22 protein-coding genes are annotated in these 25,168 nt (G+C 69.3%); 7 read left to right on the forward strand and 15 right to left on the reverse strand.

The features are described from left to right. Position 1: 1 nt before the first annotated feature. The 7 genes from nuoE to AB0E63_RS01875 form a co-directional block, all read right to left on the reverse strand. Positions 2-745: an NADH-quinone oxidoreductase subunit NuoE gene (gene nuoE, locus AB0E63_RS01845; protein ID WP_360359780.1), complete on the reverse strand. Its 744-nt coding sequence runs from the start codon at positions 743-745 to the stop codon at positions 2-4. Beyond that, positions 746-2,083 (reverse strand): NADH-quinone oxidoreductase subunit D, encoded by a 1,338-nt coding sequence (locus AB0E63_RS01850; protein WP_360359782.1) that lies wholly within the window; start codon positions 2,081-2,083, stop codon positions 746-748. Beyond that, positions 2,083-2,790: an NADH-quinone oxidoreductase subunit C gene (locus AB0E63_RS01855; RefSeq protein WP_360359784.1), complete on the reverse strand. Its 708-nt coding sequence runs from the start codon at positions 2,788-2,790 to the stop codon at positions 2,083-2,085. The genes AB0E63_RS01850 and AB0E63_RS01855 overlap by 1 nt, the downstream gene beginning before the upstream one ends. After that, entirely contained in the window at positions 2,787-3,341 is a 555-nt protein-coding gene (locus AB0E63_RS01860) for an NADH-quinone oxidoreductase subunit B family protein (protein WP_360359785.1), read from the reverse strand. Before AB0E63_RS01860 ends, AB0E63_RS01855 begins: the two co-directional genes overlap by 4 nt. Before the next feature lie 3 nt (positions 3,342-3,344). Further along, on the reverse strand, positions 3,345-3,704 hold the full coding sequence (locus AB0E63_RS01865) for an NADH-quinone oxidoreductase subunit A (RefSeq protein WP_360359788.1): 360 nt from the start codon (positions 3,702-3,704) through the stop codon (positions 3,345-3,347). 108 nt (positions 3,705-3,812) lie between these two features. Next, complete coding sequence (locus tag AB0E63_RS01870; RefSeq protein WP_360359791.1) at positions 3,813-5,138, reverse strand: geranylgeranyl reductase family protein; 1,326 nt, start codon at positions 5,136-5,138, stop codon at positions 3,813-3,815. 193 nt (positions 5,139-5,331) lie between these two features. Further along, positions 5,332-6,033, reverse strand: coding sequence for a demethylmenaquinone methyltransferase (locus AB0E63_RS01875; RefSeq protein WP_360359793.1), 702 nt, complete (start codon positions 6,031-6,033; stop codon positions 5,332-5,334). Between the two features lie 305 nt (positions 6,034-6,338). On the opposite strand from AB0E63_RS01875, the gene AB0E63_RS01880 reads away from it, so the two are divergent. Continuing rightward, positions 6,339-7,610 carry an isochorismate synthase gene (locus AB0E63_RS01880; RefSeq protein ID WP_360359796.1) on the forward strand — a complete coding sequence of 424 codons (1,272 nt, stop codon included), beginning with the start codon at positions 6,339-6,341 and terminating at the stop codon, positions 7,608-7,610. Between the two features lie 2 nt (positions 7,611-7,612). Next, positions 7,613-8,230 carry an MBL fold metallo-hydrolase gene (locus tag AB0E63_RS01885; protein ID WP_360359799.1) on the forward strand — a complete coding sequence of 206 codons (618 nt, stop codon included), beginning with the start codon at positions 7,613-7,615 and terminating at the stop codon, positions 8,228-8,230. Between the two features lie 13 nt (positions 8,231-8,243). Here AB0E63_RS01885 and AB0E63_RS01890 read toward each other — a convergent pair whose 3' ends face one another. From AB0E63_RS01890 to AB0E63_RS01905, 4 genes are read right to left on the reverse strand one after another with little or no spacing between them, the layout of a single operon-like run. Continuing rightward, on the reverse strand, positions 8,244-9,380 hold the full coding sequence (locus tag AB0E63_RS01890; protein ID WP_360359801.1) for a hypothetical protein: 1,137 nt from the start codon (positions 9,378-9,380) through the stop codon (positions 8,244-8,246). After that, positions 9,377-11,626, reverse strand: a complete 2,250-nt coding sequence (locus AB0E63_RS01895) for a xanthine dehydrogenase family protein molybdopterin-binding subunit (protein WP_360359804.1) — start codon at positions 11,624-11,626, stop codon at positions 9,377-9,379. The genes AB0E63_RS01890 and AB0E63_RS01895 overlap by 4 nt, the downstream gene beginning before the upstream one ends. Further along, positions 11,623-12,615, reverse strand: coding sequence for a xanthine dehydrogenase family protein subunit M (locus tag AB0E63_RS01900; protein ID WP_360359807.1), 993 nt, complete (start codon positions 12,613-12,615; stop codon positions 11,623-11,625). Before AB0E63_RS01900 ends, AB0E63_RS01895 begins: the two co-directional genes overlap by 4 nt. Next, positions 12,612-13,112 carry a (2Fe-2S)-binding protein gene (locus tag AB0E63_RS01905; RefSeq protein ID WP_360359810.1) on the reverse strand — a complete coding sequence of 167 codons (501 nt, stop codon included), beginning with the start codon at positions 13,110-13,112 and terminating at the stop codon, positions 12,612-12,614. Before AB0E63_RS01905 ends, AB0E63_RS01900 begins: the two co-directional genes overlap by 4 nt. 136 nt (positions 13,113-13,248) lie before the next feature. On the opposite strand from AB0E63_RS01905, the gene AB0E63_RS01910 reads away from it, so the two are divergent. Beyond that, positions 13,249-15,987, forward strand: coding sequence for an AAA family ATPase (locus AB0E63_RS01910; RefSeq protein WP_360359813.1), 2,739 nt, complete (start codon positions 13,249-13,251; stop codon positions 15,985-15,987). Here AB0E63_RS01910 and AB0E63_RS01915 read toward each other — a convergent pair. Beyond that, positions 15,977-16,804, reverse strand: a complete 828-nt coding sequence (locus tag AB0E63_RS01915; RefSeq protein WP_360359816.1) for a GNAT family N-acetyltransferase — start codon at positions 16,802-16,804, stop codon at positions 15,977-15,979. The two genes, AB0E63_RS01910 and AB0E63_RS01915, sit on opposite strands and share 11 nt — an antisense overlap. A gap of 56 nt (positions 16,805-16,860) precedes the next feature. On the opposite strand from AB0E63_RS01915, the gene AB0E63_RS01920 reads away from it, so the two are divergent. The 4 genes from AB0E63_RS01920 to mptB all read left to right on the forward strand — a co-directional run bounded on the left by AB0E63_RS01920 (position 16,861) and on the right by mptB (position 21,487). Further along, on the forward strand, positions 16,861-17,490 hold the full coding sequence (locus AB0E63_RS01920; RefSeq protein ID WP_360359819.1) for a PadR family transcriptional regulator: 630 nt from the start codon (positions 16,861-16,863) through the stop codon (positions 17,488-17,490). A 726-nt stretch (positions 17,491-18,216) separates the two neighbouring features. Beyond that, the gene (locus tag AB0E63_RS01925) at positions 18,217-19,218 is read left to right on the forward strand and encodes an ATP-binding cassette domain-containing protein (RefSeq protein ID WP_360359822.1); all 1,002 of its coding nucleotides are present in this window, start codon (positions 18,217-18,219) and stop codon (positions 19,216-19,218) included. Beyond that, positions 19,215-20,015 (forward strand): ABC transporter permease, encoded by an 801-nt coding sequence (locus AB0E63_RS01930; protein ID WP_360359825.1) that lies wholly within the window; start codon positions 19,215-19,217, stop codon positions 20,013-20,015. Before AB0E63_RS01925 ends, AB0E63_RS01930 begins: the two co-directional genes overlap by 4 nt. A gap of 50 nt (positions 20,016-20,065) precedes the next feature. Beyond that, on the forward strand, positions 20,066-21,487 hold the full coding sequence (gene mptB / locus AB0E63_RS01935) for a polyprenol phosphomannose-dependent alpha 1,6 mannosyltransferase MptB (RefSeq protein WP_360359828.1): 1,422 nt from the start codon (positions 20,066-20,068) through the stop codon (positions 21,485-21,487). Here the strand turns inward: mptB and menD are convergent. The 3 genes from menD to menE are packed head-to-tail and all read right to left on the reverse strand — an operon-like array spanning position 21,474 to position 25,131. Beyond that, positions 21,474-23,114 carry a 2-succinyl-5-enolpyruvyl-6-hydroxy-3-cyclohexene-1-carboxylic-acid synthase gene (menD, locus tag AB0E63_RS01940; RefSeq protein WP_360359831.1) on the reverse strand — a complete coding sequence of 547 codons (1,641 nt, stop codon included), beginning with the start codon at positions 23,112-23,114 and terminating at the stop codon, positions 21,474-21,476. The two genes, mptB and menD, sit on opposite strands and share 14 nt — an antisense overlap. Further along, the gene (locus AB0E63_RS01945; protein ID WP_360359834.1) at positions 23,111-24,043 is read right to left on the reverse strand and encodes an o-succinylbenzoate synthase; all 933 of its coding nucleotides are present in this window, start codon (positions 24,041-24,043) and stop codon (positions 23,111-23,113) included. Before AB0E63_RS01945 ends, menD begins: the two co-directional genes overlap by 4 nt. Next, entirely contained in the window at positions 24,040-25,131 is a 1,092-nt protein-coding gene (gene menE, locus AB0E63_RS01950; RefSeq protein ID WP_360359837.1) for an o-succinylbenzoate--CoA ligase, read from the reverse strand. Before menE ends, AB0E63_RS01945 begins: the two co-directional genes overlap by 4 nt. Between the last annotated feature and the right edge of the window lie 37 nt (positions 25,132-25,168).

Raw genomic sequence — 25,168 nt, forward strand, 5'->3', positions numbered from 1 at the left:
GTCAGTCCTCCTTCTGGGTCCGGTCGGTCCGGGACGGCTGCCCCGGAGCGGTCCAGTTGCGCTCACGCGCGAGCCGGAGACCGGCCAGCGTCGCCTTGCCGCCGGTCGGGCCCTCGTCGGCCCGGCCGTCGGGGAAGCCGGCCAGCACGCGCTCGGCCTCGCGCCAGGTGCAGATCGTCGCGCCGCGCGGCGACTTCACCTCGGTGCCCTCGCGCAGGTCGTCGACCAGCTGGGTCGCCGACTCCGGCGTCATGTCGTCGAAGAACTCCCAGTTCACCATCATCACCGGCGCGTAGTCGCAGGCGGCGTTGCACTCCAGGTGCTCGAGGGTGATCTTGCCGTCCTCGGTGGTCTCGTCGTTGCCGACGTCGAGGTGATCCTTGAGCCGCTCGAAGATCAGGTCACCGCCCATCACGGCGCACAGCGTGTTGGTGCAGACCCCGACGTGGTAGTCGCCGACCGGGCGGCGCTTGTACATCGTGTAGAAGGTCGCCACCGCGGACACCTCGGCGCCGGTCAGCCCGAGCACGTCGGCACAGGCCTCGATGCCCTCCGGGGTGACCCGGCCCTCGACCGACTGCACCAGGTGCAGCATCGGCAGCAGCGCGGACCGGCCGACCGGGTACCGGGCGGCCAGCTCGCGCATCTCCGCGATCGTGGTGTCGGTGATGTTGGAATCACCCGTGCTGTAGGGCACCGGCTTGTCGGTCGCAGTCGCATGATTCTGGCTGCTGTTCTCGGCCATCTATCGGTCCACTCCACCCATCACCGGGTCAAGGCTGGCGACGGCGACGATCACGTCGGCGACCTGTGCGCCCTCGCACATGATCGGCATCGCCTGCAGGTTTGCGAAGGACGGGTCGCGGAAGTGCGCCCGGTACGGCTTCGTGCCGCCGTCGGAGACCAGGTGGCAGCCGAGCTCGCCGCGCGGCGACTCCAGCGCCACGTAGGCCTGGCCGGCCGGTACCCGGAAGCCCTCGGTGACCAGCTTGAAGTGATGGATCAGCGCTTCCATCGACTCGCCCATGATGTGCTTGATGTGGTCGAGGGAGTTGCCCATCCCGTCGGAGCCGACGGCCAGCTGGCTCGGCCAGCCGATCTTCTTGTCGGCCACCATCACCGGGTCCCCGTCCATCTTCGCCAGCCGGTCGGCGCACTGCTCGACGATCTTCAGCGACTCGTGCATCTCCTGCAGCCGGACCCGGAACCGCCCGTAGGAGTCCGAGGAGTCCCAGGTCGGTACGTCGAAGTCGTACGTCTCGTACCCGCAGTACGGCTGGGTCTTGCGCAGGTCCAGCGCGTAGCCGGTCGAGCGCACCGGCGGGCCGGAGATGCCCAGCGCCATGCAGCCGGCCAGATCCAGGTAGCCGACGTTCTGCAGCCGGGCCTTGAAGATCGGGTTCGCGTTGCAGAGCTCGGCGTACTCCGGCAGGTGCTTGTTCATCCAGGTGATGTACTCGCGGATCTTGTCCAGCGCACCCGGGGGCAGGTCCTGCGCGACGCCGCCCGGCCGGATGAACGCGTGGTTCATCCGCAGACCGGTGATCAGCTCGAACAGGTCGAGCGTCATCTCCCGCTCACGGAAGCCGATCGTCATCACGGTCAGCGCGCCGATCTCCATACCGCCGGTGGCGATGCAGACCAGGTGGCTGCTGATCCGGTTGAGCTCCATCAGGAGCACCCGCATCACGTTGGCCTTCTCCGGGATCTGGTCCTCGATCCCGAGCAGCCGCTCGACCGCCAGGCTGTACGCCGCCTCGTTGTAGAACGGCGACAGGTAGTCCATCCGGGTGCAGAACGTGACGCCCTGCACCCAGGAGCGGAACTCCATGTTCTTCTCGATACCGGTGTGCAGGTAGCCGATGCCGCAGCGGGCCTCGGTCACCGTCTCGCCCTCGATCTCGAGGATCAGCCGGAGCACGCCGTGCGTGGACGGGTGCTGCGGGCCCATGTTGACGACGATCCGCTCTTCGGGCTCCTCGCCGAGGCCGGCCACGACCGAGTCCCAGTCCTGGCCGGTGACGGTGAAGACCTTGCCCTCGGTGGTGTCGCGAGTGGTCGCGTACGGGTCTGTAGTGGTCATCAGTTGTACGACCTCCGCGTGTCGGGCGGCGGGATGACGGCGCCCTTGTACTCGACGTCGATGCCGCCGAGCGGGTAGTCCTTGCGCTGCGGGTGACCCGGCCAGTCGTCCGGCATCTGGATCCGGGTCAGCGCCGGGTGACCGTCGAAGATGATGCCGAAGAAGTCCCAGGTCTCCCGCTCGTGCCAGTCGTTGGCCGGGTAGATCGAGACGATCGACGGGATGTGCGGGTCGGAGTCCGGCGCCGATACCTCGAGCCGGATCCGCCGGTTGTGCGTGATCGACAGCAGGTGGTAGACGGCGTGCAGTTCGCGGCCGGTCTCGTTAGGGTAGTGCACCCCGCTGACGCCGGAGCAGAACTCGAACCGCAGCGCCTCGTCGTCGCGAAGGTGCCGGCACACCTCGACCAGGTGCTCCCGGGCGATGTGCAGGGTCAGCTCGGTGCGGTCGACCACGACCTTCTCGATCGCGCCGTCGGCAACCAGGCCGGCCAGCCGATCGGTCGCGCCGTCGTACCAGGAGCCGTACGGCTTCGGCGTACCACCGGGCAGGGCGACCTGGCGGCGCAGGCCGCCGAAGCCGGAGGTGTCACCGGTGCCGCGGACACCGAACATGCCCTCCCGCTGGTCCACCACCTCGGCCGCCGGGGTCTGAGCGTCACCGGCCGCCGACGTCGCCGGCAGGTTCTCGGGTTGCGTGTCGCTCACCGGAGAAGCCCCTTCATCTCGATAGTCGGCGCGGCAGCCAGCGCGGCCACCTCACGCTCCTGCAGCTCCGCCCGCTTGTTCGCGCCGAGCTTGCTGTGCTGGATGTGGTCGTGCAGCTTCAGGAACGCGTCCAGCAGCATCTCCGGCCGCGGCGGGCAGCCGGGCAGGTACATGTCGACCGGCACGACGTGGTCCACGCCCTGCACGATCGCGTAGTTGTTGAACATGCCGCCCGACGATGCGCAGACACCCATCGCCAGCACCCACTTCGGGTTCGGCATCTGGTCGTAGATCTGGCGCAGGACCGGGGCCATCTTCTGGCTCACCCGGCCGGCCACGATCATCAGGTCGGCCTGCCGCGGCGACGCCCGGAAGACCTCCATGCCGAACCGGGCGGCGTCGTAGCGCGGCGCACCGGTCGTCATCATCTCGATCGCGCAGCACGCGAGGCCGAAGGTTGCCGGCCACAACGACGCCTTCCGCATGTAGCCGGAAAGCCCCTCGATCGTGGTCAGCAGGACGCCTGCCGGAAGCTGTTCCTCAACACCCATTGCTCAGTCCCATTCCAAACCGCCGCGGCGCCAGACGTAGGCGTACGCGATGAAGACGGTGACGATGAAGATGACCATCTCGATCAACCCGAACAGCGCCATCTGGTCGAAGGCGACCGCCCACGGGTAGAGGAAGATGATCTCGATGTCGAACACGATGAAGAGCATCGCGGTGATGTAGTACTTCACCGGGAAGCGCCCGCCACCGACCGGCTGCGGGGTCGGCTCGATCCCGCACTCGTAGGAGTCGAGCTTGGCCCGGTTGTAGCGCTTGGGTCCGACCAGCGCGCTCGTCACCAGGGTGCCCGCCACGAAGATCGCCGCGAGCACACCGAGAACGAGGATCGGTACGTAAGGGTGCATCGGTCTCGTGCTCCCTCTCCTTCAGCCGGTGGTCTGTCTGTTTCTGCCTGTTTCGGAACAGCACTGTGTTATCAGTACCGCTGTGGCTCAGCTCACTCGCCCCGCCGGTCAGGCCGCCGGTGCGAGCTTGGTGAGACCGTTGATGATCTTGTCCATCACGTCCCCGTCACGCGGGTCGGTGAGGTTGGCCAGCAACTTCAAGGTGAACTTCATCAGCGTGGTGCGCGGCAGACCGTACTTGGTGCACAGCCGCATCACCTCCGGATTTCCGATCAGCTTCACGAAGATCCGGCCGAGCGTGTAATAACCGCCGTACTCCTGCTTCAGCGCCTTCGGGTACGCCGTCAACGCGCGCTCCCGCTGGTTCGGCTGCCGGCGCAGTGCCTGGGCGGCGACTTCGGCGGCGAACGCCCCGGACTCCATCGCGTACGGGATGCCCTCGCCATTGAACGGGTTGACCATGCCGCCCGCATCACCCAGCAGCATGAGTCCACGGGTGTAGTGCGGCTGCCGGTTGAAGCCCATCGGCAACGCCGCACCACGGATCGGGATGGTCTGGAACTCGTCGCGGAACTGCCACTCCTCCGGCGTGTTCTTCAGCCACTGCTTGAGCAGGTCGGCGTAGTCGACCTTGCCGAAGGCGTCGGAGGTGTTCAGGATGCCGAGGCCGACGTTGACGGTGCCGTCGCCCATCCCGAAGATCCAGCCGTACCCGGGCAGCAGCACCTTCTGGCCCGCTTGCTTCGGGTCGTCGGCCCACAGCTCCAGCCACGACTCAAGGTAGTCGTCGTCGTGGCGGGGGCTGGTGAAGTACGTCCGTACGGCGACACCCATCGGGCGGTCGTCACGCTTGTGCAGGCCCATCGCGATGCTGAGCCGCGACGAGTTGCCGTCGGCGGCCATCACCAGCGGGGCGCGGAACTCGAGATCTGTGCCATCACTGTCGGCGCGGCGTCTGCCCTGCTCGTCGACCGGCTTCGCGGTGACGCCGACGATGAAGCCCTTGTCGTCCAGGATCGGTCCGGAGACGTTGGTCCGCTCGCGCAGCCGCGCCCCGGCCTTCACGGCCTGCCGGGCGAGCATGTCGTCGAAGTCCATCCGGTTGCGGGTCAGGCCGTAGTTCGGGTGGCTGGCCAGATCCGGCCAGTCGAGCTGCAGCACGTGCCCGGCGCCCTGGATACGCAGACCGTAGTTGCGGATCCAGCCGGCCTCTTCGGAGATGTCGATGCCCATGTTGATGATCTGCTTGGTCCCGCGCGGGGTGAGCCCGTCGCCGCAGACCTTCTCCCGCGGGAACGCGGTCTTCTCCAGCAGCAGCACGTCGAGGCCCGCATTGGCCAGGTGGTACGCCGCCGCCGAGCCTGCGGGTCCGGCGCCGACGACGATCACATCGGCGGTCTCCGCCTGCTGCCCGCTCGGCACGCTCTGGCTCATCTCATCCCGGCCTGGAAGTCTGGGGCTTTGTTCACTCGTGAAGGGATTCACGAGGCCTGGTCATCCGACAGTCTAGGACTGCCTGACTCGGACACGAAACCGGCCCTGATCCCCTTGCTGGACACAGATTTACGCACGATTCACCTTGCGTAAATCTGTGTCCGCCGCACTGTGGACCAGTGATCCCGCTGGTCTACTGTCCGGGCTTGACCGCCCGGTGGATGGCCACCAGGCCGCCGGTGAGGTTGCGCCATTGGACCCGGGTCCAGCCGGTGGACTCGATGGTCCGGGCCAGGGGTTCCTGGGCGGGCCAGGCGCGAACGGACTCCGCCAGGTACTCATACGCCTCGGGGTTGGTGGAGACCGCCTTCGCGACTACGGGAACGGCACGCATCATGTACTCCAGGTACGCGACGCGGAACGGCTTCCAGGTCGGGTGCGAGTTCTCCAGTACGACGAGGCGCCCGCCGGGCCGGGTCACCCGGAGCATCTCGCGCAGCGCGACGCCGACGTCGTTCACGTTCCGCAGGGCCCACGAGATCGTCACCACGTCGAACGTGTCGTCGGCGAACGGGAGCTTCAGCGCGTCCCCGGCGATCAGGTCGAGGTCGGGATAGCGGCGCTTGCCGACCCGGAGCATGCCGACCGAGAAGTCGCACGACACCACCTCGGCGCCGGCCTCGCGCAGCTTGATGCTCGACGCACCGGTCCCGGCCGCCAGGTCGAGGATCTTCATCCCCTTCCGCGGCGCGATCTCGGCGAGCGTCGCCGGCCGCCAGTGCAGCTTCTCCAGACCCATCGTCGCCACCGCGTTGGTCCGGTCGTACCCCTCGGCCACGTTGTCGAACATGGCCGCCACGGCATGCGGTTCTTTGCTCAGGTCTGCGCGGGTCACCTGTCTAGTGTCCTGCACGGCCCTCGGTGCGCCATCTCCGGTGTCCAGGTTGGTGCATCGCAAGGCGGAGGAGCGTCCTCGATGCGGGGTTCATCGTGGACGCTCCTCCAACGCAGCGAGGCGCCGGCCTGGGCGCCGGAGATGGTGTGCGGAGGGCGGTGCAGGACGCGAGGTTCATCACGGCCGCAACGGGCGCCGAAATTCGCTGGACATCGGGCAGGCATACGCTTGCATCTCGTGAGTGCATTCTCCAGGGAGCCGGCCATCGTGACCCGGGGCCGGATCGCCAGCGAGGAGTGGGGGCTGTGAGCTTGTCCGATCCGATTGGATCCGGTCGTCTGACCGCACCGCATTTGGTGATCCGCAGCCAGCGCCTCGACGGTGTCGCGGCGCAGCTGATGGATCATCTGCCGACCGAGGGCGGCCTGGCCTGGGTACGGCGGGGCGACGGTCAGGTCGGCTGGGGTGTCGCCGCCCGTCTCGACGTTGCCGGTGGCAACCGCTTCCAGGAGGCGGTCTCCTGGTGGCAGGAGCTGACCGCGGCCGCGGTGGTCCGCGACGAAGTCGGCGTACCGGGGTCGGGGCTGGTCTGCTTCGGATCGTTCGGTTTCACCGACCAGGACCCGAGCCAGCTGGTCGTCCCCGAGGTGATCGTCGGCCGCCGCGGCGGCACCACCTGGGTGACCACGATCTCGCCGGCGAGCTCGATCGCCACATCGCCCGAGCTGGTCACGCACGAGCCCTCCCCGGTGTACGACGTCGCGTTCTCCGACGGCGCGCGCTCCGGCACGGACTGGTCGAGCATCGTCGCGGACGCGGTCCAGCGGATCACCGCCGGCGAGCTCGACAAGGTGGTGCTCGCGCGCGACCTGATCGCGATCGCCGAGCAGCCGATCGACCTGCGCTGGCCGCTGCGCCGGCTCGCATCGGCGTACCCGAACTGCTGGACGTTCTCCGTCGACGGACTGATCGGCGCCACCCCGGAGCTGCTGGTCCGGCGGGAGAAGGGCCTGATCACGTCACGCGTACTGGCCGGGACCATCCGCCGTACGGGTGACGACGCGCACGACCTGGCCCTGGCCGCGTCGCTGGCGCGATCGAGCAAGGACCTGGAGGAGCACGAGTACGCGGTCCGCTCGGTGGCGGAAGCTCTGAAGCCACACTGCACGTCGATGAACGTGCCCGAGACGCCGTTCGTGCTGCACCTGCCGAACGTGATGCATCTGGCCACCGATGTCGCCGGCGTCGCCAACAACGGCGCCTCCGCCCTCGGCCTGGCCGCCGCACTGCACCCGTCAGCGGCGATCTGCGGTACGCCGACCGACGTGGCGCGGTCGTTGATCGGTGAGATCGAGGGGATGCGGCGCGGCCGCTTCAGCGGACCGGTCGGATGGATGGACGCGGCCGGCGACGGCGAGTGGTGCATCGCGCTGCGCTGCGGGCAGGCCGACCCGGACGACCCACGCCGGATGCGGCTGTTCGCCGGCGCGGGCATCGTGGCCGGGTCCGATCCGGTCGCCGAACTGGCCGAGACGAACGCCAAACTGGTTCCGATGAGAGACGCTCTGGGAGACTGACTGTGAAGCTGACGAAGTTCGCACACGCTTGCGTCCGTTTGGAGAAGGACGGGAAGACGCTGCTCGTCGACCCGGGATCGTTCAGTGAGGACGCGGCGTTCGAGAAGGCCGACGCGATCCTGGTGACGCACGAGCACCAGGACCATCTCGACATCGAGCGGGTCGCCGCGCTCGACGTACCCGTCTACACGAACGCCGGTGTCGCGGCGCAGCTGACCGCACTGGGCGACAAGGTGCACGTGGTGGCCGGTGGCCAGTCCTTCGAGGCGGCCGGGTTCTCGGTCAGTGCCTATGGCAAGGACCACGCGGTCATCCTGCCGGAATGGGGCGTGCCCTGCGAGAACATCGGCTTCCTGATCGACGACGCCGTCTACCACCCGGGCGACTCGTTCACCCAGCCGGACCGGGCCGTGCACACCAACCTGGTGCCGATCTCCGGTCCGTGGTTCGCACTGCCGCCGGCCGTCGACTACGCCCGCGCGGTCAAGGCCGAGCAGCTCGTCGGCATCCACGACGGCCTGCTCAGCCAGATCGGCCTCAGCATGATGCCCCGCTTCCTCAACTCCGACGACCGTCCCTACAAGGCCCTCGCCCCCGGCGACACCCTAGACATCAACTGACCCTGAACAGCCGCTACTCGGCAGGGTTCGGGAAGGGCCAGCGGCGTCCGATCGCGACATGGAGGATGGTCGCGGTGGCGAGGGCGTTGAGGGCGGCGTGGCCGACCCAGTCGTCGGCGGTCCTGGGCGTCAGGTGCATGGCCCTGTTCGCGATTGCCTGCAAGGTGATCGCCAACAGGGCCGCCAAGGCGAGTATGGCCAGCAGGAGGGCAGCGCGTTCGACGGCGGGACTGAGATTGCCGAGCCAGTCCTCGAACAGCATGCCGAACAACAGGCCGGCGGCGATGAAGCAGCCACTGAGCGCGGTGATGCGCGCAGGAGTCAATCCCAGCAGTTCACGCAGGACGAGGTAGCTGACGATCCCGCCGCCGATCACCGTGACGTGGGCGATGGTGAGGCGAGCCGCTCGACTCGCGACAGTCGCGAACGGCCAACCGCGCCAGACGACGAAGAAGAGCACCTGCCAGGCGCCGATCAGGACCAGTGTCGCGCCGAGTACGGCGCCTGGCACCGGGCCGTCCCGCGCGATCACGTCCGACCCGGGGGGCGACTCGATCTCTACGACGGTCAGGTAGCCGACGATCGCGACGGCCCAGGCGATCGCGACCGCGATCGGACCGGCGACCAGCGGGTCGAGGCGTCGCAGCGGCCACCCCTCACCGACGAGCGTGATCTGGAGCGTGACGACGAACGCCAGCCCGGCGAGCGGCATCGTCGCCGGAAACGTCGGTACGTGGCCCGGACCGGGCGTGAGATCGAACAGGGCCGCGGGATCGAGACGACCGGCCAGGGCCTGACCTGCAGCGGTCAGGACGATCGCGCCCGCAATGATCAGTACGGTGTCGGCCCAGCCGGACCAGCTACTTCGCAGCCGGGTGCCCGGCCAGTCCTCCCACCAGAACGCGATCATCACGACGAGCGGCAGGGAGAACGTCACCAGCGGTGCGAGGACGCGAATCGACCCTTCGCCGCCGGCACCGATCGCCAGCGCCACCGCGACCGGGACGACGAGCAGCAGGCCGAGCAGCCCGAGTGCGGGCTGCCGGGACGATCGCGAGCCGGTACTGCGTGGTTGCGAGAGCGGCGGTCGTTCCGGGAGCCGGGAGCGGCCGGCGGGCGAGGGGGAACCCGCCGGCCCGACAGTGTTCATCTCCCGGCGTCGGCCGGATCCATCACGAGCTCCGGCGCCATCGGCAGGCTGCGGATCCGTCGGCCGGTCGCGTGGAAGACCGCGTTCGCGATAGCGGCCGCGACACCGACCTGACCGATCTCGCCCACGCCCTTGGCGCCGAGCGGGCCGACCAGTTCGTCGTCCACGTCGACGAAGTCGACGCGAACCTCGGGGGCGTCGGCGTTGACCGGCACGAGGTACTCCGCCAGGTTCGTCTCCGCCCACCGCCCGTAGCGGGGATCCATGTGGTTGCCCTCCAGAAGCGCCTGGCTCATCCCCCACAGCATGCCGCCCATCAACTGGCTGTGGGCCAGCAGCGGGTTGAGCACTCGCCCGGGCGCGAACGCGCCGTTCAGCCGGCGCACGCGGACCAGGCCGAGCTCGGGATCGACCGCGACCTCGGCGAACTGCGCGCCGAACGTGAGCAGCCCGTGCGGCGTGTCCAGGGGTGGCGGCCGCCACGCGCCGAGCGCCTCGGCGTCGGACAGGTGATTGCGCGACAGCAGCTCACGGTACGTGTCGACCGCGCCCGGGCGTTCGGCCGACGTCAGGTGTCCGTCCGCCACTTTCACCGAGCCTGCTCCGGCTCCGTGCAGGGGCGACTGTTCATCGCCGACCGCCAAGGCGATCAGCTGCTCGCGCAGCGCCGTACCCGCTGCGTGGACGGCGGAGCTGACCATGCCGGCACCGGCCGAGCCGACGGCCGCCGTACTGTTCGGCAGGTCGCTGTCGCCGGCCTGGAACTCCATGTCGCGCAGGGCGACGCCGAGGGCGTCGGCGCCGACCTGCGTGGCCATGGTGAGGACGCCGGTGCCGAACTCCTGCGTCGAGGTCTGCACGATCGCGCTGCCGTCGGCGAAGATCCGGGCCCGCGCCCGCTGCGGTGGCATGAAGAACGCGATCGGGTACGCCGCGGCCGATACCCCGGTGCCGACCAGCCACTCGCTGTCGCGGGTCGTCCGTGGCGCGGGGTTCCGTCCGGACCACCCGAACCGCTCGGCGCCGAGGCGAAGACACTCCACCAGCCCGTCGCTGGACCAAGGATTGCCGAACGGATCGACCGGCGTGTGGTTGCGCAGCCTCAGCTCGACCGGATCGATGGCCAGCTGGTAGGCGAGCTCGTCCATCGCCGTCTCGAGGGTGAACACGCCGAGCGACTCGCCCGGGCCGCGGGTGAACGTGGGCGTCATCGTGTTGCCCCTGATCAGCCGGTGGATGCCGAGGAAGTTCTGGCAGCCGTAGAGCTGCGACGAGACCCCGGTGGCCGGCTCGGCCCAGTCGTCGAACGGCGAGGTGATCGACAGCTTCTCGTGCCGGATCGCGGTCAGCCGCCCGTCCCGCGCGGCACCCAGCGTGATCCGCTGCTCCTGCTCCTCACGGTGCCCGTTGGAGGTGAACATCTGCGGCCGGGTGAGCATCAGCTTCACCGGCCGGCCGACGTACCGCGCGGCCATCGCGGTGAGCGTCACGTTCGGCCACACCATCGCCTTGGCGCCGAAGCCGCCGCCGACGAACCGGGTGATCACCCGGACGCGGGAGATCGGCAGACCGAGTAGGAGGGCCACGGTCTGCTGGGTCGCGCGGATGCCCTGGGTCGACTCGTACAGCGTCAGGTTGCCGCCGTCCCAGGTGGCCACCGTCGACGGGGCCTCGATCGGATTGTGATGGTTGGCCGCCATCGTGTAGGCGACCTCGACCCGCACGTCAGCTGCGGCCAGGCCGGCCTCGACATCGCCACGCTCGTTGCGTGCCGGCATCAGGCCGCCGAAGAGCCGCTCCGCTTCGTACGCCTGGTCGCGGCCCTCGTCGATCGTGGTGATCGACTTGGTCGGCTGGTACGAGATCCGCACCAACGACGCCGCGTGGTGCGCCTGTTCGTACTCCTCCGCGACCACGAGCGCGACGGGCTGTCCGGCGTACTGGACGACGTCGTCCTGCATCGGGAAGAAGCTCTCGCCCGGAGCGGGGCCGCCGACCAGCGACGGCAACAGGTGAGGCTCGGCTGCGATCTTCGGCAGATCCTCCGTGGTGAGTACGGCCAGCACGCCCTCAGCGGCGCGCGCGCCGTCGGCGTCGATCGCCGTCACCCGTCCGCTGGCGATGGTCGCCCCGACCACAGCCAGATAGGTCATGCCGGGCAGGCTGATCTCGGCGGAGTACCGCGCCGCGCCGGTGACCTTGGCCGGGCCGTCCACCCGGGTGACCGGCGTACCGACGGCACTCATGACTGGCTCCTGTTGAGGCTGTGGACGAGACCGCGCACCATCGCCCGCTGGGCGAGCTCGACCTTGAACGCGTTGTGCTCCCGTACGACGGCCTCCGCCAGCTCGACCGCGGCGGCGTGCCGGAACGACGTCTCGTTCGCCGGGCTTCCGACGAGGGCAGCCTCGGCCCGGCGCGCCCGCCAGGGCTTGGTACCGACACCGCCGATGGCGATCCGCACGCCCGCGACCCGGTTGTCCTCCACCTCGATCGCGGCCGCGACCGATACCAAGGCGAACTCGTACGACTGCCGGTCGCGGAACTTGAGATAGATGGAGCCGCGGGCGATCGGCGCTCCGGGTACGTCGATCCCGACGATCAGCTCGCCCGCAGCGATCGGATGCTCGAGCTCGGGCGTGTCGCCGGGAAGCAGGAAGAAGTCGTCGAACGGGATCGTGCGCTCGCCGCCCGGCCCGACCGTCCGGATGACGGCGTCGAACGCCACCAGCGCGACGGCGACATCGGACGGATGCGTGGCGATGCAGTGCTCACTGGTGCCGAGGATCGCGTGGCCGCGGTTGAGCCCGTCGAGCGCCGCGCAGCCGGACCCCGGCTCGCGCTTGTTGCAGGGCGAGACGCCGTCGCGCAGGTAGGCACACCGGGTGCGCTGACGGAGATTGCCCCCCATCGACGCCATGTTGCGCAGTTGCTCCGAGGCGCCCAGCAGCAAGGCGCGGGAGATCGCCGGGTAACGCTGGACGACACCCGGCGTACGGGCGACGTCGCTCATGCGTGCGAGGGCACCGATGCGCAAGCCGCCGTCGGGCAGGTCCTCGACTCCGCGCAGTGGCAGCTCGTTGATGTCCACGAGGTGCTCGGAGTGGGAGAGGCCGGCCCGGATCAGGTCCACCTCGGTGGTTCCGCCCGCGAGGAACGCGCTCGCCGGGTTCGCGGACGCCAGCGCGATCGCGTGCTGCACATTCGCGGCCCGGCTGTAGGTCAGGGGCCTCATGACGTTCCTCCCGCCGCGTCGCGGACATGCCGGATGGCCGCCCGGATGTTCGGATAGGCCGCACACCGGCAGATGTTGCCGCTCATGAACTCACCGATGTCGTCGTCGGTGCCGGCGTTGCCCTCTTCGATCACCTTGATCGCCGACATGATCTGGCCGGACGTGCAGTAGCCGCACTGGAAGGCGTCGTACTCGATGAACGCTCGCTGCATCGGATGCAGCTGGTCACCGTCGGCGAGCCCCTCGATCGTGACGATCTCGTGCCCCGAGGCGGCGACCGCCAGCGTCAGGCAGGCGAGCACCCGGCGGCCGTCGATCCACACCGTGCACGACCCGCACGTCCCTTGGTCGCAGCCCTTCTTGCTACCTGTCAGATCCAGGTGCTCACGCAACGCGTCCAGCAGGCTGACGCGCGGCTCGAGTACGACGACGTGCTGTCGCCCGTTGATCCGCAGCGGCACCGGGACCGTCGTCACTGCTTCTTCCACACTCGTCATGGCGCGCAGTACCTCCGTGCTGGTGGTCAGCCGAAGTCTCCTCGCGTGTACCGCGGTTCGTATCCGTGAGTCCCGGGGCCGGATTACCGGGCCCGGGGCAATGGTCCCAGGGATCGAACCGGGTAAATTTCAGACCATGCTGGTTGATCGGCTGGTTGATCGGTACGCCGAGCGCCGGCAGCTCGACGACCTCCTCGGTCACGTCCGGAGCGGCCTGAGCCAGGCCCTGGTGATCCGCGGGGAGGCGGGGATCGGCAAGTCGGCCTTGCTGGAATACCTGGTGACCGAGGCGTCCGGCTGCCGGGTCATCCGCGCGGCGGGCGTCCAGGCCGAATCCGAACTCGCCTTCGCCGGCCTTCACCAGCTGTGCTCACCACTGCTGCACCGGCTCGACCACATTCCGTCCCCACAAGGTGACGCGCTCGGCACCGCCTTCGGCCTTCGGACCGGTCCCCCACCGGACCGCTTCCTGGTCGGCCTGGCCGTCCTCAGCCTGGTGGCCGACGCCGCTGCCGAAGAACCACTGCTCTGCACTGTCGACGACGCGCAATGGCTCGACGACACCTCCGCACGAACTCTCACGTTCGTGGCCCGCCGGCTGATGGCCGAATCCGTCGCCATCGTCTTCGCCCTCCGCGACTCGGCCGACGACGAGCCCTTCTCCGGCATGCCCCGGCTCGACGTCGGCGGCCTCCCGCCAGAACACGCACGAGAGCTCCTCAGCGCGGCGATCCCCGGACCCATCGACGAACGGGTCCGCGACCGCATCCTCGCCGAGACGCGCGGAAACCCACTCGCACTGCTGGAGCTGCCCCAGGACCTCAGCTACGCCGAACTCGCCGGTGGCTTCGGCCTGCCCGACGCACAGCAACTCACCCATCGGATCGAGGACACGTTCCAGCGCCGACTCGCGCCGTTGCCGTCCGACACCCGCCGACTGCTCCTCGTCGCCGCGGTCGAACCGGCCGGCGACGCGGCCCTGGTACGTCGTGCCGCGCAACAACTGGGCATCGCCGTCGACACGGTCGATCCAGCGCAGTTCGCCGGTCTGGTGCGGTTCCACGAGCGGGTCACTTTCCGGCATCCGCTGGTGCGCTCGGCGATCCATCGGGAGGCGACGCCGGAGGAACGCTGGGAGGCGCACCGCGCGCTGGCAGACGTCACCGATCCGGCGCGCGACGCCGACCGCCGCGTCTGGCACCTCGCCCACGCGGCGAGTGGCCCCGACGACGCCGTCGCCGCGGAACTGGAACAGTCCGCAGACCGCGCCCAGGCCCGCGGCGGCTTGGCCGCGGCCGCCGCGTTCCTCGAACGCTCCGCACAGCTGACCCTCGATCCGGCGCAGCAGGCGACCCGGGCGCTGGCGGCGGCGCGAACCAAGAGCCAGGCCGGGGCGTTCGATGCGGCGCTGAACCTGTTGGTGATGGCGGAGGCCGGACCACTCAGCGAACTGCAACAGGCTCGCGTCGACCTCCTGCGCGCGCAGGTCGCCTTCGCCACCAACCGGGGCCGGGACGCCGCGCCGCTGCTGCTCAACGCCGCGAAGCGCCTCGAGCCGATCGACACCGCGCTGTCCCGGGAGACGTACCTGGACGCACTGACGGCTGCCATGTTCGCGGACCGGCTGGCCGATCCGGAGGGGAACTCGCTGGCCGTGGCGCGCGCCGCCAGTGCGACGCCCCGGCCGCAAGAGCCCACCTCGCCGGATCTCCTCCTGGCCGGCCTGGCCGCCAACTTCACCGAGGGCTACGCAGCCGGTGTCCCGCTGTTGCGGCGAGCAGTGACCTCGTTCGGCGAAGGCATGTCCGCCGCGGAGGAGCTGCGCTGGTCCTGGCTGGCCTGCGTCGCGGCCTTGCATCTGTGGGCCGACGAGTGCTGGGACGGTCTGTCCGCCCGCTACCTCGAGCTCGCCCGCACGACCGGCGCCTTGAGTGAGCTACCGCTCGCGCTGAGCATGCGCGCCTATCTGCTGCTGTTCGCCGGCGAGCTCGGCGCCGCGGGAGCACTCGTCGACGAGATCCAGACCGTGACCGAGGCGACCGGAAGCAATCCGGCGCCGTACGCCGCGCTCGCCGTTGCCGCTCTGCGCGGTGAGCGCGCCGAGGCGTCCACCCGGATCGAAGCCACCATCGCGGACGTGACCCACCGGGGCGAGGGTATCGGGGTCGTCGTCGCCGAACGGGCGAACGCGGTGCTCAACAACGGCCTCGGCCGCTACCGCGAGGCGATGGCAGCCGCGCACCGCGCACTCGGCCGGGTGAACGCTCCCGAGGTGCGGACCCCGGGCGCGGTGAACTGGGCCGCGACCGAGTTCGTCGAGGCGGCCGTACGCAGCGGGAAGAGCGCGGCGGCGAGGGAAACCCTGGGCTGGATCACCGCGATGACCAGCGCGAGCGGTACCGACTGGGCACTCGGGATCGAGGCCCGCTCGCGCGCGCTGGTCAGCGACGACCGGACGGCCGAACCCCTTTACCGCGAAGCGATCGACCGGCTCGCCAAGACCCGCGTCCGCACGGACGTCGCCCGTGCCGTCCTTCTGTACGGCGAATGGCTCCGGAGGCGACGCCGCCGCCACGACGCCCGCGAACAACTCCACACCGCCCACGACCTGTTCACCGAGATGGGAGCCGAAGCCTTCGCCGAACGCGCCCGCCGGGAACTCCTCGCCACCGGCGAAACCGCCCGCAAACGCACTCCCGCCACCGCCAACCAACTCACCGCCCGCGAGAGCCAGATCGCCCGCCTGGCCGGGGACGGGTGCTCCAACCCCGAGATCGGCAGCAGGCTGTTCCTCAGCCCACGCACCGTCGAGTACCACCTCGGCAACATCTACACCAAGCTCGGCATCACTTCTCGCCACGGACTCATGCGGTGAACTCGACGTCGACGAAGTCGGCCACCGGGCGGTAGCCGGCCTGGTGGTAGATCTTGTTCGAGGTCGGGTTGGCGAGGTCGGTGTAGAGGCAGGCTTGGTTGCCTTGCGCAAGGATCTCGGCGGATACGTGACTGGTCAGGGCGCCGGCGTACCCATGCCGGCGCCGCTCGGGCGGCGTGTAGACCGGGCCGACCCGGCAGACGCCGAAGATCGGGAGGTGGTAGCCGACCATGCTCACCGGCTCGCCGTCGACCTCCCAGATCCACATGGTCTGCTGCCGCAACTGCCGCTCGGCCCACTCCCGGTAGCCGGTCCGCAGCTCCTCCGCGAAACCGTCGTGGCCCCAGGTGCTGACCAGGTCGACCTCATCCGCGTTCATCGGCCGTGGCCCGCCCGCGTCCGCCGGGAGCGACGTGAGCGTGCCGAGCTTGTGCAGCCGGGTGCCCTTGGTCTCCGTCGCCTGGCCGCCGCGCCGCTCACACCACCGCTCCGCGAAGGCCTTGGCAGCCGGCTGATCACCCGCGACACCCGTGAGCTCCGGCAGCACGTCTGCGTACGCGTCGGCCACCGGCTCCGCGAGCTCGGGCCGCAGCGCACCGAGGTAGACACCGCGCCCCGGCGTCCGCATCGCCACCCCGACCACGCCCCCGTCATGGACCGAGACGAAGTACGACGGCCTGTCCTCGGCGCGGGCGGTCCCGTTCGCACGCTCGTGGACGTTACTCATGATGATCGTGTGCAGCACCGGATCCTGTTGCAGGAAAGGAAACACCGTCTGCTCGAAGGCTCTCGGGTCGCTCGTCACACGCACGTCCATGGCTCCGGAGAGTACGCCTCCACGCTCACCGAGTCGCCCGGATTTACACTGCGAGCATGTCCACCACGCGGTTGCTGCTGCTCGGGGTCGTGCGGATCTTCCAGCCGGCGTACGGGTACCAGTTGCGTCGTGAGCTGCTCACGTGGAACGTTCAGGACTGGGCGAACATCAACCCGGGCTCGATCTACACCGGGCTGCGGACGCTGGCCAAGCACGGGTACCTGCAGGAGATCGAGCAGGACGGCCCGCACCGGCCCGGGCGTACGTCGTACAAGCTGACGGCCGACGGCGAGACGGAGTACTTCTCGCTGCTGCGGGAGATCCTGTGGACCGTGGACGGCTTCCACCCCGACCGGATGGGGGCCGCGCTGGCGTTCATGTGGTCGCTGCGGCGCGACGAGGTGCTCGCCGCGCTCGAGGCGCGCATCGTCCAACTCGAGCAACGCCAGAAGGCCGAGCCGTTCAGCGAGCGCCAGATCCTGGAAGACCCCGGTACGCCGAACCACGTGATCGAGATGTTCCGCATCACCACCGCCCGCGACAACGGCGAACTCGACTGGACCCGCTCCTTCCACCAGCGCATCCAAGACGGCGCCTACGCCTTCGCCGGCGAACCCGACGACTGGACCCCCGCCCCCGACCTGATCACCCACTGGGACGAAACCCCCAAACCACCCACCGACTGATGCTCGGGCTGTCCCCACGCGTGCTACGCAGCCACTCCTTCGTCGCGCCCGCTACGCGCGCTGCCCACCCACCCTCCGGCTCATCGCCGGCTGGTCCCTTGCCGGCTACCGCCGGCGTTTTGCGGGGCTATCGCTCGCGATCTCGGGGCTGCCGCCCCGCGTGTGGCCGGCTGACGCTCGGCGTTCTGCGGCCTCATCGGCCGCGGTTTCGGGCTCATCGCCCGCGTGCTGCGTGCTCCTTCGTCGCGCGCGGTCGACTGCGTGGCTACCGTCTACCCACGAGACAAACCCCGTCCGGGACAACCGAGCTAAGCCGGCCAGCCGTGATTCGTGGATCGCGGTTCACGACACGCCGTCGATCCGCGCTCGGATCCACGACTCGGCGCCAGGCCTCCCCGAGCGGACGGACCTCCATGCACGACTCGCCGATCGGCCGGCGCTGGTGAGCCGGCCTGGGTGTCAACCGTGGCGTCGATGGAGCAGTTCGCGTGTGTATCCCCGGCGACTTCACGGGCGCCCCCTCCTCCAGCAAGCGCCGGCCAAGCCGTCGATCGCGGGCGACAGCCCCGCAAACCGCAGGCGGCAGCCTGCAAGATGCGTTGGGCGGCCGGGCAGCGCACGTAGCGGACGCGACGAAGGAGTGGCCGCGTAGCACGCGTGGGAAGGTCTCTGGCCCCACATTTAATCAACATTGACTATTCAAGGTTGATTTATGACACTGGCGGGATGATGATCGAAGCTCGCGGGCTTGTCCGCACCTTCAAGACCAAGCGCGGGCCGGTGCAGGCCGTGCAGGGGGTTGACCTTGATGTCGCCGACGGAGAGATCGTCGGCTTTCTCGGGCCGAACGGGGCCGGCAAGACCACCACGCTGCGGATGCTGGCGACCCTGATCACGCCGACCAGCGGCACCGCGACAGTGGCCGGGTGCGACCTGGCCAAGGATCCGGTCGGCGTCCGCCGCGGCATCGGCTACGTGCCGCAGAGCGGGTCGACCCTGCCGGAGGCCGTCGCCGGTGACGAGGTCGTCGACCACGCCCGGCTGTACGGCGTACCGAAGGCCAAGGCGGCCGCGGACGGGCAGCGCCTGTTCGAGGAACTCGACCTGCCCGGCCTGTGGAAGCGGCAGTGCAAGACCCTGTCCGGCGGCCAGCGGCGCCGCCTCGACATCGTGATGGGCCTGATCCACGACCCGAAGCTGATCTTCCTGGACGAGCCGACCACCGGCCTCGACCCGCAGGCGCGGGCGAACCTGTGGGAGCACATCCGCGGCCTCCGCGACCGCGGCGCGACGATCTTCCTCACCACCCACTACCTGGACGAGGCGGACGCGCTCTGCGACCGGATCCTGGTCATCGACCACGGCAAGATCGTTGCCTCCGGCACCCCGGAGACCCTGAAGCAGCAGGTCTCCGGAGACGCGGTCCGGCTCAGCCTGGCCGACGCCACCGAGGCTCCCGCGGTGAGCAAGATCGCGGCTGAGCTCCCCGGCGCGGTCGAGGTCGAGACCGATGGCGACGTGGTCGGCTTCCGCATCCCGAAGGGTGGTTCGGTGCTGCCCGGTCTGCTCCGCTCGATCGATGCCCAGGGCATCGAACTGCACGGAGTCGAGGTGCACCGCCCGACCCTGGACGACGTGTTCCTGACCATGACCGGCCGGTCCCTGCGCGACGAGGACGCCACCACACCCGCAGCCGACGAGGAAGCCGAGAAGGAGGCCGTGGCATGACCGCGCAGACCCTGACCCGACTCCACTACCCCGGTAACGTGTTCCGGGAGACCTGGATCGTGTTCCACCGGGCGATGCGGCTGTCGCTGCGCAACCCGATGTGGTCGATCCTGATGCTCAGCCAGCCACTGCTGTACCTGTTCCTGTTCGGCCCGCTGCTGAAGCCGATCACCGCACAGATCAGCCAGGGCGCGACCACGAACGCCTACCAGGTGTTCATCCCCGGCCTGATCGTCCAGCTCGGCATGTTCGGCGCGATGTTCGTCGGCTTCGGCCTGATCGCCGAGTACCGGGCCGGCGTGATCGAGGCCGACCGGGTCACCCCGGCGTCCCGGATCGCTCTGATGGCAGGGCGAGTACTGCGCGATGTCGTCGTACTCGTGGTCCAGTCGATCCTGCTGCTGCTCGCCGCGCTCCCGCTGGGACTGCGCGCTCCGTGGGGCGGCGTACTGCTGTCGCTGGTGATCGTCGCCTTGCTCGGCGCCACGTTCGCCTCGTTGTCGTACTCGGTCGCGCTCATCACCAAGAGCGAGGACGCACTGGCCCCGCTGCTGAACGGGATCGCCATGCCGTTGCTGCTGCTGTCCGGCATCCTGCTGCCGATGCAGATCGGCCCGACCTGGCTGCAGCGCCTGTCCGACATCAGTCCACTCAAGCACGTCGTCAACGGCGTACGGGCGCTGTTCCGCGGCGACATCGGCAGCAGTGCGTCGCTGTGGGGGCTGTTCTGGGTGGTACTGCTGACGGTTATCGGCCTGGCGGTCGGCGCCCGCACCTTCCGCAAGGAATCCGCCTGACGCAAGCCGTTGTTCATCGGGAGGTCGCACAGCAGGCCTAGCGTCCTGCTGTGCGCTCGCCGATGGTCCGTGGGGTTGTCGGCTCCGTCGTAGTTGCCGTGGCGAGCCTGGTGACGTCGGTGGTGCCGCCGTCCTCATGGGTTGCCACACTGCCGATCACCGGTGCTCTGCGGCACTCGTTGCCCGGCCGGATGGTCGGGCTCACGTTCATGGTGGCCGGGCTCGGGCTGATGGCCTGGGCCTGGCTGACCGTGGGCCGCCAGGTGATGGCCGGACTCCGGCCTCCCCTGCTGCGGATGGCGGCGTACTGGAGCGCACCGCTGCTCCTGATCCCACCACTGTTCAGCCGCGACGCATGGAGCTACGCGGCGCAGGGCGCACTCGTGGCCGAGGGCTACAACCCGTACGACGTCGGCCCCGGCGTACTGACTGGCCACATCGTCGAAGCGGTCGACCCGATGTGGATGCAGACACCTGCGCCGTACGGTCCACTGCCACTCGCGTACGGCGGTCTGGTCGCACACCTCACCATGGACCCGTACGTCCTGATGCTGGCCCACCGACTGCTCGCCGTACTGGGCATAGTGCTGATCGCCTGGGCCGTACCGCGGCTCGCGACCGCATGCCGGGTGGATCCGGTCTTCGCGACCTGGCTGGTGGTGCTGAACCCGATGCTGATCACGCATGGCATCGGCGCGGCGCACAACGACGTACTGATGCTCGGACTGGCCTGCAGCGCGTTCGCCCTGGCCCTCACCGGCCGTTGGGGTACGGCGGCAGTCGTCGCAGGTGCTGCGGCTGCGGTGAAGCTGCCTGGTGGACTCGTGGTGATCGCCATCGCCGCAGTGATGAGCCCACTGGCCGGACGGGCGTTGCGGTTCGCCAGTCTGGTCATCGCTGGTGCGGTCTCGGTGCTCACCCTGGTCACCATCGGCGAACTGACCGGCGTGGGTTCCGGATGGCTGAGTGCCCTCGACGTACCCGGACTGGTCCGTTCGCCGTTCTCGATCGCGAACCTGATCGGCATGGCGGCGTGCGGCGTACTCGGGTGGTTGGGCGAGGACACCGCCGCCCAGCAGGCGCTACAGATCGTCCGGCTGGTCGGGATGGTCATCGCCGTCAGCTTGATCGCAGTGCTGAGTCTGCGGTCGTCGATCCACCATGCGGCGCGGGCGGTCGGCATCGCCTTGCTGGCTGTGGTCCTCCTCGGGCCGACCGCGCACGACTGGTACTTCCTGTGGTGTCTACCGTTCCTTGCCGTCGCTCGACCCGGCCGGCGACTGATCACCACGATCACGGCAGTGAGCCTCATCTTCACCATCGCAGCGCCACTCAACTCGTCACTGCGCGGTGCGACGATTCCGATCCTCACCACGACCGCCCTGGTCATCGCTTCGGTCCTGCCGCTGCTCAACCACCTGCGCACCTTGCACCCAGCACGAAAGGCAGCTGTGCCGGTTACGACTGTCTGAGGCCAGCCAGCAGCGCCTCGTTCAGCGGCCGGTGATCAGTGCGCGAGACGCGAGCCTCCACCACGTCCAGTCCGGCGACGGTCGGCGCCAACGCGGCCCGGAGAGCGTCCGGCGTTTCCACCAGCTGGTACGGCGTATTCGTGGCGGCGCAGAGGGCGGCGAGGTCCACGTTGTGCGGCGTACCGAAGACGCGCTCGAAGTGCGTGGCGTGGGTCGGGTCGCCCTGCTCGAGGGTGGAGAAGATGCCGCCGCCGTTGTCGTTGACGACGATGATGCGCAGGTCGGGCCGCGCCTCGTCCGGACCGATCACGAGGCCGTTGGCGTCGTGCAGGAAGGCCAGGTCGCCGATCAGCGCGTAGGTCGGGCCGGCGTTCGCCAGCGCCGCGCCGACCGCGGTCGAGATGGTGCCGTCGATCCCGGCCAGGCCGCGGTTGGCGATGGTCCGGATCGGGACGACCGGGGCGAGGTCGAGGTCGCGGACCGGGTTCGAGGACGCGATCACGAGCATGCCGTCGGCACCGGCCGCCTCGCCGACGATCGCCGCGACGCGCGGCCCGCTCAGGCTGTCGGCGAGGACCTTGTCGATCGCCGGCCGGGCCGACTGGTCCGCCTGCTGCCACCTGTCCAGCCAGTCGGTTGCATCGGCGTCGGTGACCTCGAGACCGGTCACTACGGAGGCCGCCCGGCGCGCCGGATCCGGCCACAGCCCGGTCGGCGAGACCACGATCACCTCGACGTCCGGCCGCGCCAGCAGCTTGGAGATCGGCCGCGACAAGGTCGGGTGCCCGAACACCAGCACCCGCTCGATCTCGTCCGCCAAAGAACTTGCCTGCAGCAACAGTCGGTACGCCGAGATCACCGACGGACCGGTCCGGGCCCGGCTGGACGGCTCCGCGAACAACGGCCACTGGCCGGCCTCGGCCACCAGCCGCGCGGCCTGCGACGCTCCATCGCCCGCGACGACCACGGTCTTCGGTCCCGGTGCCACAGCCGACGGCTGCCCTGCTGCCGCGTGCACAGCGGTCCACGGCCCAGTACTGCGTCCACCCAGCGGCTCTGGCCACTCAGGACCGTCGGTAGGTACGAGCGGCTCCGACAACGGGCAGTTGAGTTGCACCGGTCCCGGATCGGCAGACCGTGCACCCGTGGCGTTGGCCACGGCCCGTGCGACCTGTGAGCGCCAGTACGCAACCTGGCCGATCTCGCGCACCGGCGTACCCATCTCGTGGAACAGCCGGACGGCGGAGCCGAACACCTTGATCTGGTCCGTGGTCTGGTTGGCACCGCTGCCCCGCAACGCCGGCGGTCGGTCGGCACTGAGGACGATCAACGGCAGTCCGCTGTGCGACGCCTCCAAGACAGCCGGGTGCAGGTTGGCCACCGCCGTACCGGAGGTAGTCACCACCGGCACCGGCAGTCCGGTTCCCCGGATCAATCCGATCGCCAGGAATCCCGCCGTACGCTCGTCGATCCGGACGTGCAGCCGCAGTCGGCCGTCTCGGTCCGCCGCGGCGAGTGCCAGCGCGAGTGGGGCGCTGCGGGAGCCCGGGGCCACTACGGCCTCGCGGACACCGCACCGGATCAGTTCGTCGACCACTACCGTCGCGAACGCCGTGGACGGGTTCATCCGGCACTCCTCTTCTGTACTCGCGCCATACGCTCTTCCCACATCGCAGTCCTGGTCTCGTCCGCCCGAGCCGCGTCCAGCAACTTGGGATCCGGCTCCACGCGCCGCACTGGCAGGAAACCGTCGACGGGCAGCAGCGGTTCCGCGACGACCTCTTGCGTGAACATCGACACCGTGGCCAGACCGCAGGCGTACGGCAGCTCCGGCAGGGCGGCGGCCAGGGCGACTCCGGCAGCGATGCCCACGGAGGTCTCCAGCGCAGACGACACCACGACGGGCAGTCCGATTCGCTCTGCGATCTCCAGGCACGCTCGGACTCCACCGATCGGCTGCACCTTTAGTACGGCGATGTCCGCGGCCTCGAGCTTCTTGACCAGGTATGGATCCTCGGCCCGCCGAATCGACTCGTCGGCAGCTACCGGTACGTCGATGCGCCGGCGTACCTCGGCCAAGTCCTCAACAGTTGCTGTCGGCTGCTCGACGTACTCCAACTCGAACCGGCGCAACGCCTTCACACTCTTCACAGCCTGATCGACTGTCCACGCACCATTGGCGTCGATGCGCACCCGACCAGGACCGATCGCATCCCGGACCGCCTCCACCCGCGCGACGTCCTCCGCCAGCGTCTGGCCGGGCTCAGCCACCTTCACCTTCGCCGTACCGCACCCTGACGCTCTGACGATCTCCGCTGCCTCCTCGGGACCGACCGCGGGCACTGTGCAGTTGACGGGTACGACGTCCCTGACAGGCGCCGGCCAACCAACCTCGGCAGCTTCACGGGCAGCCCGCAGCCAGGACACACAGGTCGCGTCGTCGTAGTCCAGGAACGGGCTCCACTCCGCCCAGCCCGCCGGTCCCTCGAAGAGCATGCCTTCGCGCACGGTGATCCCACGGAACTTGTTCTTCAGGCCGATCGAGTACGTGATCACCGCGCGCCCTCCAGCAGCGCCTGGCGATCAACCTTGCCCGAGGCAAGCATCGGCAACGCGTCCAGCCGGATGACATCCTGAGGCGCCCACGCCCGCGGCAACACCTCGGACACAAAGTCCCGCACCTCGTCGCGGCCGGGCTCGCCCACCACGAACGCGACCACCCGCGTACCCCACTCCGCATCAGGCACACCCAGTACGACCGCGTCCTTCACCTTCGGATGCTCGAGCAGCCGCGCCTGCACCGTGGTCAGCGTGACGTTCACCCCACCGGAGATCACCACGTCGTCGACCCGGCCGACCACTCGCAGCCGTCCGTCCACAAACTCGCCGCGGTCCTGGGTCCGAAACCACCCGTCCCGCAGCACCTCCGCAGTCAACTCCGGCTGCAACCGATACCCAGAGAACAGCGTGCTCCCCTTGATCAGGATCCGCCCGCCGTCCAAGTCGATCGACGTCCCGTCCAGCGGCACACCGGCGTACACACAACCACTGCCCGTCTCCGTCATCCCGTACGCCGGAATCGCCGTAACGCCGGCCTCAGCCGCGCGGGCCTTCAAAGTCGCCGGCGTGGAGGCACCACCGATGATGATCGCGTCGAACGATCGCAATGCGTCCAGGTCTGTCTCCAGATAGCGCGCCAGTTGGGTCGGCACCATCGCGGTGTACCGCCGGGACCCGGACATCGCCCAAGCGCTCTCGGTGAAGCTCTCTCCGGAGATCACCGGCGCCAGACCGGCCACTACCGAGCGGGTGAGGATCTGCAGGCCGCCAACGAAGTACGGCTTCATCGGGAGCAGCCATTGGCCCGGTCCGCCGAGCCGATCGTGGGTCGCGACCGCGGACGCCAGCAGGGCCTCGCGGGAGAGCAGTACGCCCTTTGGCTCGCCGGATGACCCGGAGGTGGTCAGCACCACCGCGCAGTCGTCCTCCAGCGGCTCATCCGGTGCAGCCGCCTGCCGGACCCGGGCGGCCGCTGCCGGATCGGCGGGCACCGGGGCGAACGGCGTACCGCTGCCGTCCAGTACGCCGGTGAGCGCGGACAGCACGGCTTCCGGCGTACCGGGGACCAGGCGCAAGGTAGACATGTCAGTCCGAGCGTACGGCCCTCGTTGCGGGCACCAG

Source organism: Kribbella sp. NPDC026596, assembly GCF_040638415.1.
Classification (GTDB): domain Bacteria; phylum Actinomycetota; class Actinomycetes; order Propionibacteriales; family Kribbellaceae; genus Kribbella.